The 14,288-nt window shown below is 68.1% G+C and carries 14 protein-coding genes; 5 read left to right on the top strand and 9 right to left on the bottom strand.

Features of this window, described 5'->3' with window-relative positions:
- Positions 1-33: 33 nt before the first annotated feature.
- The 4 genes from ACYQML_RS08810 to ACYQML_RS08795 form a co-directional block, all read right to left on the bottom strand.
- The gene (locus ACYQML_RS08810) at positions 34-1,113 is read right to left on the bottom strand and encodes a YihY/virulence factor BrkB family protein (protein WP_082469895.1); all 1,080 of its coding nucleotides are present in this window, start codon (positions 1,111-1,113) and stop codon (positions 34-36) included.
- A gap of 162 nt (positions 1,114-1,275) precedes the next feature.
- On the bottom strand, positions 1,276-2,796 hold the full coding sequence (locus ACYQML_RS08805; protein ID WP_461235328.1) for a malonate--CoA ligase: 1,521 nt from the start codon (positions 2,794-2,796) through the stop codon (positions 1,276-1,278).
- A 54-nt stretch (positions 2,797-2,850) separates the two neighbouring features.
- Positions 2,851-4,257, bottom strand: a complete 1,407-nt coding sequence (locus ACYQML_RS08800; RefSeq protein WP_056431929.1) for a malonyl-CoA decarboxylase — start codon at positions 4,255-4,257, stop codon at positions 2,851-2,853.
- Positions 4,258-4,482: 225 nt separating this feature from the next.
- Complete coding sequence (locus tag ACYQML_RS08795; protein WP_461235327.1) at positions 4,483-4,677, bottom strand: hypothetical protein; 195 nt, start codon at positions 4,675-4,677, stop codon at positions 4,483-4,485.
- Positions 4,678-5,051: 374 nt separating this feature from the next.
- Here ACYQML_RS08795 and ACYQML_RS08790 point away from each other — a divergent pair, with 374 nt between their 5' ends.
- On the top strand, positions 5,052-6,239 hold the full coding sequence (locus ACYQML_RS08790; RefSeq protein ID WP_461229296.1) for an MFS transporter: 1,188 nt from the start codon (positions 5,052-5,054) through the stop codon (positions 6,237-6,239).
- On the opposite strand, the gene cobD is transcribed toward ACYQML_RS08790, so the two are convergent.
- A complete protein-coding gene (cobD, locus tag ACYQML_RS08785) occupies positions 6,240-7,259 on the bottom strand; it encodes a threonine-phosphate decarboxylase CobD (protein WP_461235326.1) in 1,020 nt (339 codons plus the stop codon). It abuts the gene before it with no gap.
- Between the two features lie 51 nt (positions 7,260-7,310).
- On the opposite strand from cobD, the gene cbiB reads away from it, so the two are divergent.
- Both cbiB and ACYQML_RS08775 read left to right on the top strand, forming a co-directional pair.
- The gene (gene cbiB / locus ACYQML_RS08780; RefSeq protein ID WP_461235325.1) at positions 7,311-8,312 is read left to right on the top strand and encodes an adenosylcobinamide-phosphate synthase CbiB; all 1,002 of its coding nucleotides are present in this window, start codon (positions 7,311-7,313) and stop codon (positions 8,310-8,312) included.
- A 34-nt stretch (positions 8,313-8,346) separates the two neighbouring features.
- Positions 8,347-9,414 (top strand): DUF3616 domain-containing protein, encoded by a 1,068-nt coding sequence (locus ACYQML_RS08775; RefSeq protein ID WP_461235324.1) that lies wholly within the window; start codon positions 8,347-8,349, stop codon positions 9,412-9,414.
- 283 nt (positions 9,415-9,697) lie between these two features.
- On the opposite strand, the gene ACYQML_RS08770 is transcribed toward ACYQML_RS08775, so the two are convergent.
- Both ACYQML_RS08770 and ACYQML_RS08765 read right to left on the bottom strand, forming a co-directional pair.
- The gene (locus ACYQML_RS08770; protein WP_461235323.1) at positions 9,698-11,158 is read right to left on the bottom strand and encodes a cobyric acid synthase; all 1,461 of its coding nucleotides are present in this window, start codon (positions 11,156-11,158) and stop codon (positions 9,698-9,700) included.
- A 56-nt stretch (positions 11,159-11,214) separates the two neighbouring features.
- Complete coding sequence (locus ACYQML_RS08765) at positions 11,215-11,937, bottom strand: hypothetical protein (protein ID WP_461235322.1); 723 nt, start codon at positions 11,935-11,937, stop codon at positions 11,215-11,217.
- Between the two features lie 91 nt (positions 11,938-12,028).
- Between ACYQML_RS08765 and ACYQML_RS08760 the strand changes: the two genes are divergently transcribed.
- A complete protein-coding gene (locus tag ACYQML_RS08760) occupies positions 12,029-12,442 on the top strand; it encodes a RusA family crossover junction endodeoxyribonuclease (protein ID WP_461235321.1) in 414 nt (137 codons plus the stop codon).
- The gene (locus ACYQML_RS08755; protein ID WP_461235320.1) at positions 12,439-13,089 is read left to right on the top strand and encodes a hypothetical protein; all 651 of its coding nucleotides are present in this window, start codon (positions 12,439-12,441) and stop codon (positions 13,087-13,089) included. The genes ACYQML_RS08760 and ACYQML_RS08755 overlap by 4 nt, the downstream gene beginning before the upstream one ends.
- Before the next feature lie 13 nt (positions 13,090-13,102).
- On the opposite strand, the gene cobO is transcribed toward ACYQML_RS08755, so the two are convergent.
- A complete protein-coding gene (cobO, locus tag ACYQML_RS08750) occupies positions 13,103-13,723 on the bottom strand; it encodes a cob(I)yrinic acid a,c-diamide adenosyltransferase (protein WP_461235319.1) in 621 nt (206 codons plus the stop codon).
- The gene (gene cobU / locus ACYQML_RS08745; RefSeq protein ID WP_461221047.1) at positions 13,720-14,232 is read right to left on the bottom strand and encodes a bifunctional adenosylcobinamide kinase/adenosylcobinamide-phosphate guanylyltransferase; all 513 of its coding nucleotides are present in this window, start codon (positions 14,230-14,232) and stop codon (positions 13,720-13,722) included. The genes cobO and cobU overlap by 4 nt, the downstream gene beginning before the upstream one ends.
- Positions 14,233-14,288 lie beyond the last annotated feature (56 nt).

The raw sequence follows: 14,288 nt of genomic DNA, 5'->3' as shown, positions 1-14,288 counted from the left end.
GAAATAGGACTCCCGAGGCCGTCCCGCACCCTGTCACGCAGCCGCGCCGACCGTGTCCGCCATCCGTGCCTCGCGGTCGCCCATGGGCTTTTCCGGGCCCGTCGTCGTGTCCCGAGCGGTCTGATGCTCCATTTCGGCATTGATCTCGGCACCCAGGAGCACGATCGTCGTCGAGATCCAGATCCAGGTCATGAAGCCGATGGCGGCGCCGAGCGAACCGTAAGTCTCGTTGTAATTGCCGAAGCTGCCGACATACCACGAGAACAGGATGGAGGCGGCGAGCCAGAGGATGCCCGCCACAGCGCCACCGGTGCCGACCCATCGCCAGCGCGGCCGCTCGCGGCTCGGGCCATAGCGATAGAGCAGTGAGAGGCCGCCGAGGAGGACGACGAGCAGGAAGGGCCAGCGCAGCAGGGCGATGAGCCTCGCCCCCTGCCCGAACCCGAAGAAGTTGAAGATCACCGGGAGCACGACGATGCTGGTGAGCGCGAGGATGGTGAACAGGAGCGCCCCGACGGTGAAGGTCAGGGAGCGCAGGTTCAGCATCACGAAGGAGCGCTTCTCGTCTTCCTCGTAGACCACGTTCAGGGCATCGAACATCGCCTTCATGGCGGCGTTCGCGCTCCAGAGCGACAGGACGAGGCTGGAGAAGAACGTCAGTCCCAGCGTGCCGTTATCCTTGGCGGCGATCCGCTTCACCTGCTCGCCGATAATGTCGATGGCGCTGGAGGGCAGCACGCCCTGCATGCTGGAGAGGTGCTCGTTGATGGCGCCGACATCGGCCACGAGGCCGTAGCAGGAGACCAGGGCGGCGATGGCCGGGAACAGCGACAGCAGGGTGAAGAACGTGACCCCGGCGGCGACCGCGAGCACGCGGTCCTTGTTGAATTCCAGATAGACGCGGACGGCGATGTCCTTCCAGCCGGCGCGGGTGATCTCGGTCGGGCTGTCGGCGGCGCGACCGCGATGGACCTGTGTCGCCGCCACCCATTCGGCGCTGCGCCCGCTATGCGAACGGGCACCTTCTTCGCGGCGCGGCTCGGGCGGTTCGGCCTCACGCCTGGCGCCGCGCGACCGCGGTGCCAGCGACAGGGCGACGAGCGCCGCCCCCATCGCCAGAGTCCAGACCATCGAATGGGTGGAGCCCGGCTCCGTAGGCTCGGGACGGTGAGGCTGAGACGAAGACATGACGGCAACCGGTACGGAGACGGCGCGAGCTTGGCCGTTCGATGACGTGAACCGCCGGCCCGCCAAAGCGTTCCGCCGTCTTGCCCCTCAGCGGCGGTAGAGTTCCGCATGCACTTCGCGCAGCAGGTTCTTCTGCACTTTGCCCATGGCATTGCGCGGCAATTCGTCGGCGAAGAGCACACGCTTGGGGCATTTGAACCGAGCGAGACGCCCTTCGAGGATGCGGAGGATCTCCTGCTCTCCCGGCGCGTCCGGGCGGGCGACCACGATCGCCGTCACGCCCTCGCCGAAATCCGCATGGGCGAGGCCGATCACGGCGGATTCGACGACGCCCGGAAGAGCATCGATCTCGTTTTCGACTTCCTTCGGATAGACGTTGTAGCCACCGGTGATGATGAGATCCTTGCCGCGCCCGACGATGTGGACGTAGCCGCGCTCGTCGACCTTGCCGAGATCGCCGGTGATGAAGAACCCGTCCGCCTTGAACTCGGAGGCCGTCTTCTCGGGCATGCGCCAATAACCCTGGAACACGTTCGGGCCCTTCACCTCGATCATCCCCACCGTATCGGCGGGCAAGGCCCGTCCCGTCTCGGGATCGACCACCCTGAGCGAAACGCCCGGCAGGGGCAGGCCCACCGTGCCGGCGATGCGTTCGCCCTCGTAGGGGTTCGAGGTGTTCATGTTGGTCTCGGTCATGCCGTAGCGTTCGAGGATGGCGTGGCCGGTGCGGGCCTGCCAGTCCCGGTGCGTCTCGGCGAGAAGTGGGGCCGAGCCGGAAACGAACAGGCGGATTGTCGCCGCCGCCTCGGGGGTCAGGCCCGGCTCCGTGAGGAGGCGCGTATAGAAAGTCGGCACGCCCATCATCGAGGTCGCCCGGCCCATCAAGGCGAGCACCTGCTTCGGGTCGAATTTCGGCAGGAAGATCGCCGTGGCCCCAGCCAGTAGAACGATGTTGGTAGCCACAAAGAGGCCGTGGGTGTGGAACACCGGCAGGGCATGGATCAGCACATCGTCGGCGGTGAAGCGCCAGGCCTCCACCAGGGTGACGGCGTTGGAGGCGAGGTTGTCGTGGCTGAGCATGGCGCCTTTCGAGCGCCCGGTCGTGCCCGAGGTGTAGAGGATCGCCGCCAGATCGTCGGGGCCGCGTTCCACATCCGCGAAGTCGGTGCCGGCCACGTCCGCCGCCTCCGCCATGGTGCCACGTCCCGCCCCGTCGAGAGTGCGGATGGCTGAAACCTTCGCTTCGGCGGCGACGGGTTCCAGGGCAGCGAGCCGGGCGGGATCGCAAACGAACAGAGACGCCTCGGCATCCGAAAGGAAATACGCGATCTCGGGGGCCGTGTAGGCAGTGTTGAGCGGCAGGAAGACGGCGCCCGCCCGAACCGCGCCGAGATAGAGGAACACCACTTCGGCGCTCTTCTCGACCTGCACGGCGACCCGGTCGCCCGTCTTCACCCCGAGCGCCTTGAGGGCCGAGGCATAGGCGGCCGAACGCTCGAGCATGTCCGCATAGGTGATCCGCGCGCCGTCGCCGGTCTCGATGAAGGTCCGGGAGACGGGATCGGCGGGCAGGCTCGCCCGGATGAGGTCGAAGAGATGGTTACGCATGACGTCGTCCAACCGTGATCGAACCGACAGCCGTGGCCGGACGACGCCCCGAAATCAAGCCTCGGCCAGGGCGACGGCGCGAATCGGTGGTAGGTTGGACCTCAGTTCGCGGCTGACGGTGCTCGATGCCGCCACCGTGCCGAGATTGGCATAGGTTTCGTGGTTCTTCTCGATGGCCGAGAGATCGTAGAGGTAATTGACCATCAGCCCGCGCGACTGGCTCAGCCCCTTGGGCGAAACGTCGCCGAGGAAGTTCAGCCGCTCCAGCCGCGCGCCATTGCCGAGATGGAAGCGCGCCACCGGGTCGAGGGGCTTGCCGCGCTCGTTCTTGGCCCGCAGGAAATAGGCGGCGGCCGCCGGGATGAGGGCCTTCTTCACCGCATCGGCCCTGGCCTTGTCGGCGTGCCAGCCCGGCTCGTCGATGGCCCGCAACGCCTCGATATCGTCGCGCGTCAGCCCCTGCGGCGAATCCGAGCGGCGCTCGCGGTCGAGCCAGGCGGAGAAGCCGGGCACCGGCGACAGGGTCACAAAGGTCTTGAGGCTCGGGATCTCGCGGGCGAGATCCTCCACCACCTGCTTGATCAGGAAATTGCCGAAGGTGATTCCAGCCAAACCCTTCTGACAGTTCGAGATCGAGTAGAAGATGGCCGTGGTGGCGGCACGCGTCGGAAGCAGCTCGCGCTCATGCGCCAGGATCGGCGCAATGGCCGGGGCAATGCCGCCGGTGAGCGCCACTTCGACGAAGATCAGCGGCTCGTCCTGCAGGGCCGGATGGAAGAAAGCGAAGCAGCGTCTGTCCGACGGCTCGATCCGCCGGCGCAGTTCGTCCCAGCCGGCGATCTCGTGCACGGCCTCGTAACGGATGATCTTCTCCAGGATATGGGCCGGCGTGGTCCAGTCGATATGGCGCAGAACCAAGAAGCCCCGGTTGAACCATGAGGCGAAGAGATGCTCGAAATCGCTGTCGAGACTGTCGACGGCGTCGATGAGGTCGTGATCCGCTTCGCTGCCCCGCAACTCCTTGCGCAGGGCGAACAGGTCCTCACGCATCCGCACCAGGGCGAGGGTGCCGTTGCGAGCGAGGTTGAGCCGACGGATGAGTTCCTGGCTGCGCGGCTCGGCCGCCACGTGCAGGACGCCGAGCGCGGCGCGGGTCGGGTCCCGGCGATAGGCGGCGATGGCATCGTCCACCGCTTCATGGTCGGCCCCGAACACGGTGGCGACGCCCTGGAGGAAGACGAGACGCTCGGGCTTTGCCAAGCTCGAATAGCGCTCCAGGATCAGGCGGGCGAGCGCCACGCCGGAGGCTTCGCCGCGCCTGGAGATCAGGTCTTCGCAGAGCTTGATCAGTTCCTGCGCGTTGGCCCTCGCGGCGAGGTCGCCGCGACCGATGCCGATGAGATCGCGACCACGGTCGCTGATGGTCTGAAGCAGGTCGCCGAAAAACGAAATCGCCGCCATGGCTCGCCGCCTGCCCCAAAAACCCTGTCACCCGGCTAGGGTGATGCCGGCCCCGCGGAACGCAGCCGTGCATGGCCGTCAGTCTATGATGTGGGGCGACCGAGGACCAGGGTCTTGAAAGCGGGACCATGCCGCAGCCGCAGGCCGACCTGTGATCGAGACCATGGCTGTGGCATCGTCCTGCTCGAGACTATGCAAAGACGGATCAAGACGACATTCCGTGTGTCAGGCTTGTGCGGCCTCGACGGCGACACGATCCGCCCGCTCGCGCCAATCCTCGACACCGTGCTGGCGCGCGAAACGAAGTTCCGCCGCACGCTGAGCACGACGCGGATCGCGCGCGCGCGAGATCTCGACCGATCCGATGGTGAACGGCACGCCGAGGATTTGCTTTGCGAAACTGACGCGGTAATTCGGCATTCCAAACTCCGTTGTCGATACGCGATGCTTGTCACCGGGACTTGGGACCGACTCGTCTCGACAGTCGAGACTGTGGCAGAACGACTTGGCTCCTGCCAAGTGGGACTCCACCGGAACGACGCACCAAGTCATTGTCCGGTAACAATTCGTATATGGGGATCGGTGCATCCGATGGAAGGTCGGGGCCCGCGTCGGCCATCCGGCGCAGCTGGGACCATTTCGCGCGGCCGCGGGTTGCCCCCGCGCGCCGCCGCCCCTAACCGAGGGCACGGCCATCCCGTCGCTCACGGACCCGCCCACCGAATGACGTACAATCCATCGCTTTTTCATCGACTTGGCGCGACGGGCGGCACCGTTCCGGTGCACGCCTGACCATGCAACCCGAGACCGCTTCCAGCCACGGCTTCACCGCCAAGGCGCGCTTCGGCCTGACCCTGATCGCCGGGGGCGCCGTCGCCAACATCTACTACAACCAGCCTCTCCTCGCGGTTCTGGTGAGCGAGTTCGGCGAGCGCGCCGCCCTCCTCGTTCCCACCGCGTGCCTCGTGGGCTACGGCCTCGGCATTCTCGGCCTCGTCCCGCTGGGCGATGCCTGGCCGAGGCGGACCCTCATCGTGGCGCAGTTGCTCGGCCTGAGCGTGGCGCTCCTCGGCGCCGCCCTGGCAACGAACCTCGCCTTTCTGACGCTTGCCTGCCTCCTCATCGGATTCCTCTCCTCCGCGGCGCAGCAGGCGGTGCCCTTCGCCGCCGAACTCGCCCCGGATGAGAGTCGCGGCCGGATGGTCGGGCAGGTGATGACGGGTCTCCTCACCGGCATTCTCCTCGCCCGGACGGTGAGCGGCTTCGTCGGCGCGCATTTCGGCTGGCGTGCGGTGTTCTTCGCTGCCGCTGTCGTGGCCCTGGCCATCGCATTCGTAGCGGCGACGACCCTCCCAAAGGTCAAACAGACGAAGCCCCTGCGCTACCGCGCGCTGATGCTGTCGATCCTGCATCTGGTGAAGACTCAGCCGATCCTGCGCAATGCGAGCCTCTCGCAGGGATTGTTGTTCGCCAGTTTCAACGCGTTCTGGGCAACCCTGGCCCTGCTGGTGGAAGCTCCGCCCTTCGATCTCACCGCTGCCGGCGCCGGGCTGTTCGGGGTGATCGGGGTCTGCGGCGCCTTCGTCGCCCCGCTCTCCGGACGCTACACGGACCGGAAGGGCGCCCGGCCGGTGGTCGTCACCGGTGGTGCACTCGTCCTCGCGTCGTTCCTGGTTCTGTGGCTGGGAGGAGAGGTTTCGCTGGTAGCAGTCGCCATCGGCGTGCTCCTCATCGATATCGGCATCAACGGCGCGCTCATTGCCAACCAGACCCGGGCCTATGCCCTCGTCCCGGGCGCCAGGGGCCGGATCAACACCGTGCTGTTCACGGTGATGTTCGTGTTCGGGGCGCTGGGCGCCTTCGCCGGCTCGCAGGCCTTCCTCATGGCGGGGTGGCCCGGTGTCTGCGCGGTGGGCGCCCTCCTCTCGGGGGCGGGCCTTCTCGTGTCGATCGGCGACCGGTCGCGGTCGAAGCCCGCCTGATCAGGCGGGTTTGAGCACGCGGGACAGGCGGCACCATTCGCCCTTGTCCGCCGGCAGGCCGAAACGCAGCCATCGCGGGTTGGCCTCGAACCGGCGGACATAGATGCCCGCCTCGCCGAGGCGCCGGAACAGGCCCGGCGCATCGTCGAACTCGGCCGTGCGGAACAGGCAGGTGCCGCCGACGACACGCCCTCCCCGGCAGGCCAGAAGCCGGTCGAGACGCGACGAATCGGCATGGCGGGCAAGGGCGGCCTCGCGCAGCCAGTCCGTATCGGCCAAGGCCGTGCGGCCGATGGCGAGCGCCGGCCCCGGCACCGCCCAGGGTCCCAGCGCCTGCGCGATCCGCCGGGCGAGCAAAGATTCGGTGAGGGCGAAGCCGAGACGGATGCCGGCGAGGCCATAGGTCTTGCCGAAGGAGCGCAGCACGATCAGCCCCGGCCCCACACGGGGCGCAACGGATTCGACCTCTTCGAGATCGATGAAGGCCTCGTCCACGACGAGCCACCCGCCGCGCCGTGCGAGGCGTCCCGCAAGATCGAGGAGGGCGGAGGCCTCCCAGGTCCGGCCATCGGGATTGTTGGGGTTGACCACGACGACGACGTCCGCCTCCTCGGCCTGCGCCGGATCGGTCACCGTCGCGACTGCGTGGCCGCCCCGGAGCCAGGCAGCCTCGTGCTCGGCATAGGTCGGGCCGATGACGGCCACCCGCGAAGGGGGCCTCAGTCGAGGCAGCGTCTCGATGAGGATCTGCGTGCCGGGCGCCGCGACCAGATGGTCCGGATCGACGATGCCATAGGCGCGGGCGGCGGCGGCGAGCAGAGCGTGGAGGTCGGCACGGGAAGGAAGCCGCCGGAACGTGCTGGCGTCCAACGGCGGACAAGGATACGGGACCGGATTGATCCCGGTGGAGAGGTCGATCCAAGGCTGTTCGGCGTGCGGGAACAGCGCCCCGGCGGCATCGAGATCGCCGCCATGGGCGATGGGCCGAATCCCCTCGCCCGCCTCCTCGCTTCCGCTCATCGGGCCTCCGTCGCGCTCCCGCCCACCAGCCTGGATCCCCTCCGCGAACCGATGATCTGGACCACTCTCTTCCATCCGCCGGATACGCTCGTGGTGTTGGGCCTCGCCCTCGCCATCGAGGCGGCGGCCGGCTATCCGGACCGGCTCTACAGGGCGCTGGGCCATCCTGTCACCTGGATCGGCTGGGTGATCGCCCGGCTCGACCGGTCCCTCAATACGGGCAGCGAGGCGAGACGGCGCGCGGCCGGGATAGTCGGCCTTCTCGCCCTCCTGGCGGTCGTCGGGGCGATATCGATCGGGGCGACGGTGCTGGCCGCCGTGTCCGGTCACCTGTCTGCCCTGATCCTGCTCGGCCTCGTCTGCGCGTCCCTGCCGGCGCAGCGCAGCCTCCACGATCATGTCGGCCGTGTCTCCTCGGCGCTCCGCTCCGAGGGGCTGGCTGGCGGACGGCGCGAAGTCGCGATGATCGTGGGGCGCAACCCGGAGAGCCTCGACGAAGCCGGCATCTGCCGCGCCGCCATCGAGAGCCTATCGGAAAACTTCTCCGACGGGATCGTGGCGCCCGCGTTCTGGATCGGGATCGGCGGCCTGCCGGGGGGGGCGCTCTACAAGGCGATCAACACCGCCGACAGCATGATCGGCCATCGTACGCCCCGCCACGAATCCTATGGCTGGGCCTCGGCCCGCCTCGACGATCTCGTCAACCTCCCGGCCTCTCGGCTCTCGGCGGGGCTGATCACGGCGGCCGCCCTCCTCCATCCCGGCGCCTCCGCGGCCGGTGCGTACCGGGCAATCCGGTGCGATGCGGGCCGGCATCGCTCGCCCAATGCCGGCTGGCCCGAGGCCGCAATGGCGGGCGCGCTCGGCCTGAGGCTGGCGGGGCCGCGTATGTACGGCTCCGAGATCGTCGACGATTCCTGGATGGGCGACGGACGGGCGGAGGCGGGCCCTCATGATGTGGAGCGGGCGCTGGCCCTGTATCGCATCGCCTGCGCGCTGCTTTTCGGATGTGTCGTCCTTGGCGCATCGATACTCAAAGCTGTTTTTCTATAATTCCGATCACCGACATTCGAAGGGGCACCCGGCAATGACACGGACTGGTCTTCTGGCGATGCTTTTCCTTCACGGAGCCGCCGCGCCGGCCTTGGCAGCGGGGGGTGGCCAGCACGACCTCGTGCCCGTCGATCCGCCCTACACGATGACGTCCGGCCTGAAGGGCAAGGACGGCAAGCCCGCCAAGGACATCAGCGGCATCGCCTGCATGCCCCCACGGGAGGGCAAACGCCGCTGCCTCGTGGTCAACGACGAGAATACCGGCGCGCAATTCATCACCATCGACGGGCACACGATCACGCCCGGCGCCGATATAGACCTCGTCGGCGGTGGACCGAGCCCGAACACGCTGGGAACCCCGCCCTCGAAGAACGGATGCTCGGGCGGCGAGGGCAAGTTCGACGATCTCGACGGCGAAGGCGTCGCCTATGCCGCCCCGTATTTCTACGTGGTCGGTTCGCATGGCTGCTCGCGCGGCAAGGCGAAGTTCAAGCTCTCCACCTTCGTGCTGGCGCGCATCAGGGTCGACGCGGCCGGCGAGCCGGTGGGAGCGAGTGCAGTCGAGACCACCTACCGCCTCGGTGACGCCCTCGGCCTGGCAGAGACCGTCAGCGCCTACTACACGCAGGATCTCCAGACCGATGACGGCGACGCTACGCCCAACGGCCTCAATATCGAGGGCGTCGCCGTCGATGGAACACGCCTGTTCGCCGGGCTGCGCGCACCGTCCCATGACGGCAAGACCTTCATCGTCGAGGCGGATGTCGGGGCTCTCTTCGCGCAGGGGCACGAGCCGCTCAAGGCCGCCCCTCAGGTGATCCCCCTCACGGTCGGGCGTGGGGCCGGGATCCGCGATCTCGCCATCCTGCCCGACGGGCGGCTCCTCGTCCTCACCGGGCCGGCTCAGGGGCAGACCGACGTGCCCTACAGCCTGTTCGCGGCCGGGGCCTCCACCAACGCGAAGCTAGAGCCGATCGGCCGTCTCACCGGGGCGGAAAAGGGCGCCAAGGCGGAGGGCGTCGCGGTGCTGGGCGACAAGCGAATCCTGGTGATGTTCGACAGCGTCAAGGATGGCGGACCGCTCGAATACAAACTTCCCTGACAGCCTTTGTCGTTCAGGCGGCGTGTGGGGCGACGACCGGCGCGGCGACGCTGCGGCGGACGGCGTCCCGGCGGAGGGCGGACACAACCGCGACTATCAAGCTCGCCCTACAGGCGAGTTTCAAGCGCGGGGCCGGGCAGCACCACGGTGGGCAGCTAGGAGCGCAGCCCGGTCTCACGAGTGAGGCGCGTCGACCTCCGGCGGCGACGGCGTCTCGGGCTACTTCCTCATGGCTCGTGCCTTGCGCGGGAGCTCGATCGGTCGAGCCTATGTTGGGGAACTGCTAGCGCGCCAAGGCGAACAGTCGGTCGCAATCGACATGCGCCTCGACATGTCGCGCGAGGGCATCGAGGACGCGTTCGACCTCGCCCTCGTAGGAATGACCGTCGGAGGCCGCTCCCAGGCGCGCGAGCCAGGCGGCCCGCTGCCGGTCGTCGGCGAAGAGGCCGTGAACGTAGGTGCCGCAGACCCGCCCGTCGCCAGAGACCGCACCGTCCACCCGTCCGTCGGCGAAGCGTAGCAGCGGTGTCACCGTGTCCGCACCGGCCGTGTCGCCCACATGCATCTCATAGCCGCTGAACGGCAGGTCGTCGGAGAGGCTCCGCCCGCTCACCGCCTCGAGGCGCTTCAGCGGCGTCATCAACGTCTCGACGTCGAGCAGGCCGAGCCCGGCGACGCTGCGCGGCTCGCCCTCGATCCCATGCGGGTCGCTCAACGTCCGGCCCAGCATCTGGTAGCCGCCGCAGAGGCCGAGCACATGGCCGCCCCGGCGCAGATGCGCGCGGATGTCGACGTCCCATCCCTCGCGACGGAGGGCGTCGAGATCGTCGATGGTGGTCTTCGAGCCCGGCAGCAGGACGAGGGCGACGTCGCCCGGAATCGCCTCGCCGGACCGGACCAGCACGACCTCCACCTCCGGCTCCGCCCGTAGCGGATCGAGGTCGTCGAAATTGGCGATGCGAGGGAGAACCGGCACCGCGACGCGAATGCGCGTCCGGCCGGAGGAGGCGGAACCGGCGAGCCCCAGCGCATCCTCGGCGGGCAGGCGCGCGGCCCCTGGGAAATGCGGCACGAGGCCGAGGGCGGGCCAGCCGGTGGCCGTGGCGACGATCTCCATGCCGTCGGCGAACAGGCTCGGGTCGCCGCGAAAGCGGTTGACGAGGAAGCCCACGATCATCGCCGCATCCTCGGGCGCGATCACCGCCTTGGTGCCGACGAGGCTGGCGATGACGCCGCCCCGGTCGATGTCGCCGAGCAGGATCACGGGCGTGTCGGTGGCCCGCGCAAAGCCCATATTAGCGATGTCGCCCCGTCGCAGGTTGACCTCGGAGGCCGAGCCGGCCCCCTCGACGATGACGAGATCGGCCTGGCCCTTCAGGTGATCGAAGCTCTCCAGCACGGAGGCCAGGAGGCGCGGCTTCCAGGCCTGGTAATCCCGCGCCTTCGCGGTGCCGACCATCCGGCCCTGCACCACCACCTGGGAGCCGGTCTCGCTCTGGGGCTTCAGCAGGACCGGGTTCATGTGGATGGAGGGCGCCACCCCGCAGGCCCGCGCCTGCAGCGCCTGGGCCCGGCCGATCTCGCCGCCATCGGCGGTGACGGCCGCGTTGTTGGACATGTTCTGCGGCTTGAACGGCCGCACGGCGAGGCCGCGCCGCGTGAAGGCGCGGCACAGGCCGGCCACGATCAGCGACTTACCGACATCCGAGCCGGTGCCCTGGATCATGAAGGCGCGGGCAGTCATGCGATCGGGTCTCGTCCGGTGTGCCGAGGGCGTTGGCGTGCCCTAGCACGGCCGCGTCAGGGCCGCGACGGCGGGCCGGCGACGCAGGCGGTATCGAGAGGCCGCGCGGCCCGGCGGAAATCGAGGATGGCGGAGGCGTAGGTCTCGACGACCTCCGAGAACGGCACCCGCTCGGCCGTGAACAGCACGGCGCGGTGGCTGAACAGGCGCTCCGGAATCGCGAGCGGCGTGCAGGCGGGATCGGGCGGGGCCGCCTGGTCCCAACCGGGCGGCAGAGGCTGCCAGAGACGGTCCGCCCCGATGGTCTGGCGGGTGGTGCCCAGCGCCTGGACCGCCCTGCCAAAGGGTGTATCGGTCGTCTCCAGCAGGCGGTTCATCTCCGGGTTCAGTCGCTCCGGCACGTACCAATTGTCGGCCTCCGACAGAACGTGATTCCCGCAGGCGAGCCGGACCCGGCGATATTTCAGGACGGTTTCGGGTCCGGCGGCGAGGCGGCGGCGCGTCTCTTCCGAGGCGGGCTTGTCCACATCGCGCAGGAGGGTCGCCGTGAGCCGCGGGTCCGTCGCCATGCCGTGCTCGGAGCACCAGCCTTCGAGGGTCGCGGTGGCGCTGCGGCTCGCCAGGAGCCGCGCGTTCAGCCCCTCCATCACCGCCAGCGCCTCGACCCGGCCGAGATAGGTGTCCGGCCAGGATGTGATGGACTCCGCAGAGGCCGCACCGGCACCGGACAGAAGAAGCGTGAGCGGAACGAGGCAGCGTCGGAAGCCGCGACGGAACACAACCCAAGGGAGATTCCGCGATACCCTATACACGTTGATGAAGCCGTGCATAAGTTGCGGGACCGAAGCCCGCGACGCTAGGCGATCTCTCGTGGAGCTCATCTTTCCCATCGAGTTCCTCGTCAGCGGCACACCGGTCTCGTTCCAATCGGCCCGATCGAGTTCCAAATCGCAATGGAAGCAGAAGGTCCGAGCGGCAAGCGACGGCTCCTTGCCCGAGAATCACTTCGCCTGCGAGGGTAAACTCGCCGTGACGCTGTTCTACTTCCCCGTCGGCTCCGTGCAGGGCGATGTGGACAATATCGTCAAACTGGTTCTCGATGACCTCAACCAGCACATCTACATGGATGATTCTCAGATCGAACGGGTGGTCATCCAGAAGTTCGAACCGCAGCGGGTGTTTTCGTTCACGCAGCCGAGCCCCGTCCTGGCGGCGGCCCTGTCGGCACAGAAGCCGATTCTATACGTAAGGCTCTCGGACGATCCATTCGAGGAACTGGCATGAGCGGCATGGAACTAGAACGGCCGGTCCTCGACCTCATCATCCCGACACTCATGGATGCCGGCTACGAGGTCTATACTCACCCTTCCCGCCAGCTTCTGCCATCCTTCATGGGCGACTACGTTCCCGACGCGATTGCGCTCGGAAAACCCAAGAATCTCGCGATCGAGATCGTGCGGGATGGCTCGCGATCGGGAAGCCAGGAAAGAGTCGCTGACCGGTTCCTCGGTGTCGCCGATTGGGAACTTCGGATCTACTACGCTCGCTCCGGCGGCGGCGTACCCGCCATCGACGGCGTGACGCCCGACATCATTGACCGCACGATCGCGAAGGTCGAGGCTCTCATCGCAGCCGGCCAGATGGAGGCCGCTCTGCTGCTCGGCTGGTCGACCTTCGAAGCCATCGGGCGGGCCTTGATTCCGGACCGCCTGTCGCAATCTCAATCGTCCGTACGGCTGATCGAACAGCTCGCGGGCGAAGGCATCGTAACGCCCGACGAGGCGGATCGGCTTCGCCCCATGGCGAGCCTGCGCAACGCCGTCGCCCACGGGGCCCTGCAGCGAGACCTTGATCCCGCCGCCCTGGAGGATTTCGTCGCTACGCTGAAGCTCGTCCTCCACGAGAATCAGCCGGTCGGCGGCGGGGCCTGACCGCGCCCAGCAGTCAGAATTCGATCCCCTCCTGCGCCTTCACGCCGGCCGAGAAATGGTGCTTCACACTGCCCATCTCGGTGACGAGGTCGGCTGCCTGGATGAGGGCCGGCTTGGCGTTGCGGCCGGTGACGATGACGTGGAGGTCGGGCCGGCGCGCCCGGAAAGCCGCCACCACGGCATCGATGGGCAGATAGTCGTAGCGCAGGGCGATGTTGAGTTCGTCGAGGAGAACGAGGCGGATGGTCGGGTCGGCCATCAGCTCCTCGGCCTTGGCCCAGGCATGCTCGGCCGCCGCGATGTCGCGGGCCTTGTCCTGCGTCTCCCAGGTGAAGCCCTCGCCGAGCGTATGCCATTCGATCTGCGCGCCGAAAGCCTTCAGCGCGTGCTTCTCGCCCGTATCCCACCCCCCCTTGATGAACTGGACCACGCCGACCCGCCAGCCATGGCCGAGCGCCCGCAGGACGAGGCCGAGCCCGGCCGTGGTCTTGCCCTTGCCAGGGCCGGTATTGACGATGAGCAGGCCCTTCTCGATCGTCTTAGCCGCGACCTCGGCGTCCTGGACGGCCTTGCGCTTCTCCATCTTCTCGCGGTGACGGTCGGCCTCCGCGTCATTTATCTCCAGATCGTTCATGCGCTCGCTCCGGGTTGGGGTTTCACGATCATCGGCAGTCCCGCCACCATGAACACCACATGGTCGGCCCGCGCGGCGAGGCGCTGGTGCAGTCGCCCGGCCGCGTCGCGGAAGCGGCGGGCGAGCGCGTTGTCCGGCACGATGCCGAGACCGACCTCGTTGCCGACGAGCACCACCGGCCCCGGCGCGCGGCCGCAGGCCTCGATCAGGGCAGCGCTCGCCGCCTCGATATCGGCCTCGGACAGGATCAGGTTGGTGAGCCACAGGGTCAGGCAATCGACGAGCACCGGCCCTGTCGCCGCAGCGACGGCCTCGGCCAGGTCGATCGGCACGTCCCGGGTGATCCAATCCGCCGAGCGGCGCGACCGGTGAAGGGCGACGCGCTCCCGCATCTCGTCGTCCCAGGCCTGCGCGGTGGCGAGGTAGAGCCAAGGCGCCGGGTGGGCTTCGACGAGGCGTTCCGCGTGCAGGCTCTTGCCCGAGCGCGCGCCGCCGAGAACCAGTGTCATTCTTGGAGAAGGCTGCCGCATGGCTCCCTTTAGCGCGAAACCGCCCTGCCCCGTCA

Source organism: Methylobacterium sp. CM6244 (assembly GCF_054817885.1).
This window is presented reverse-complemented; position numbering and strand designations above follow the sequence as displayed.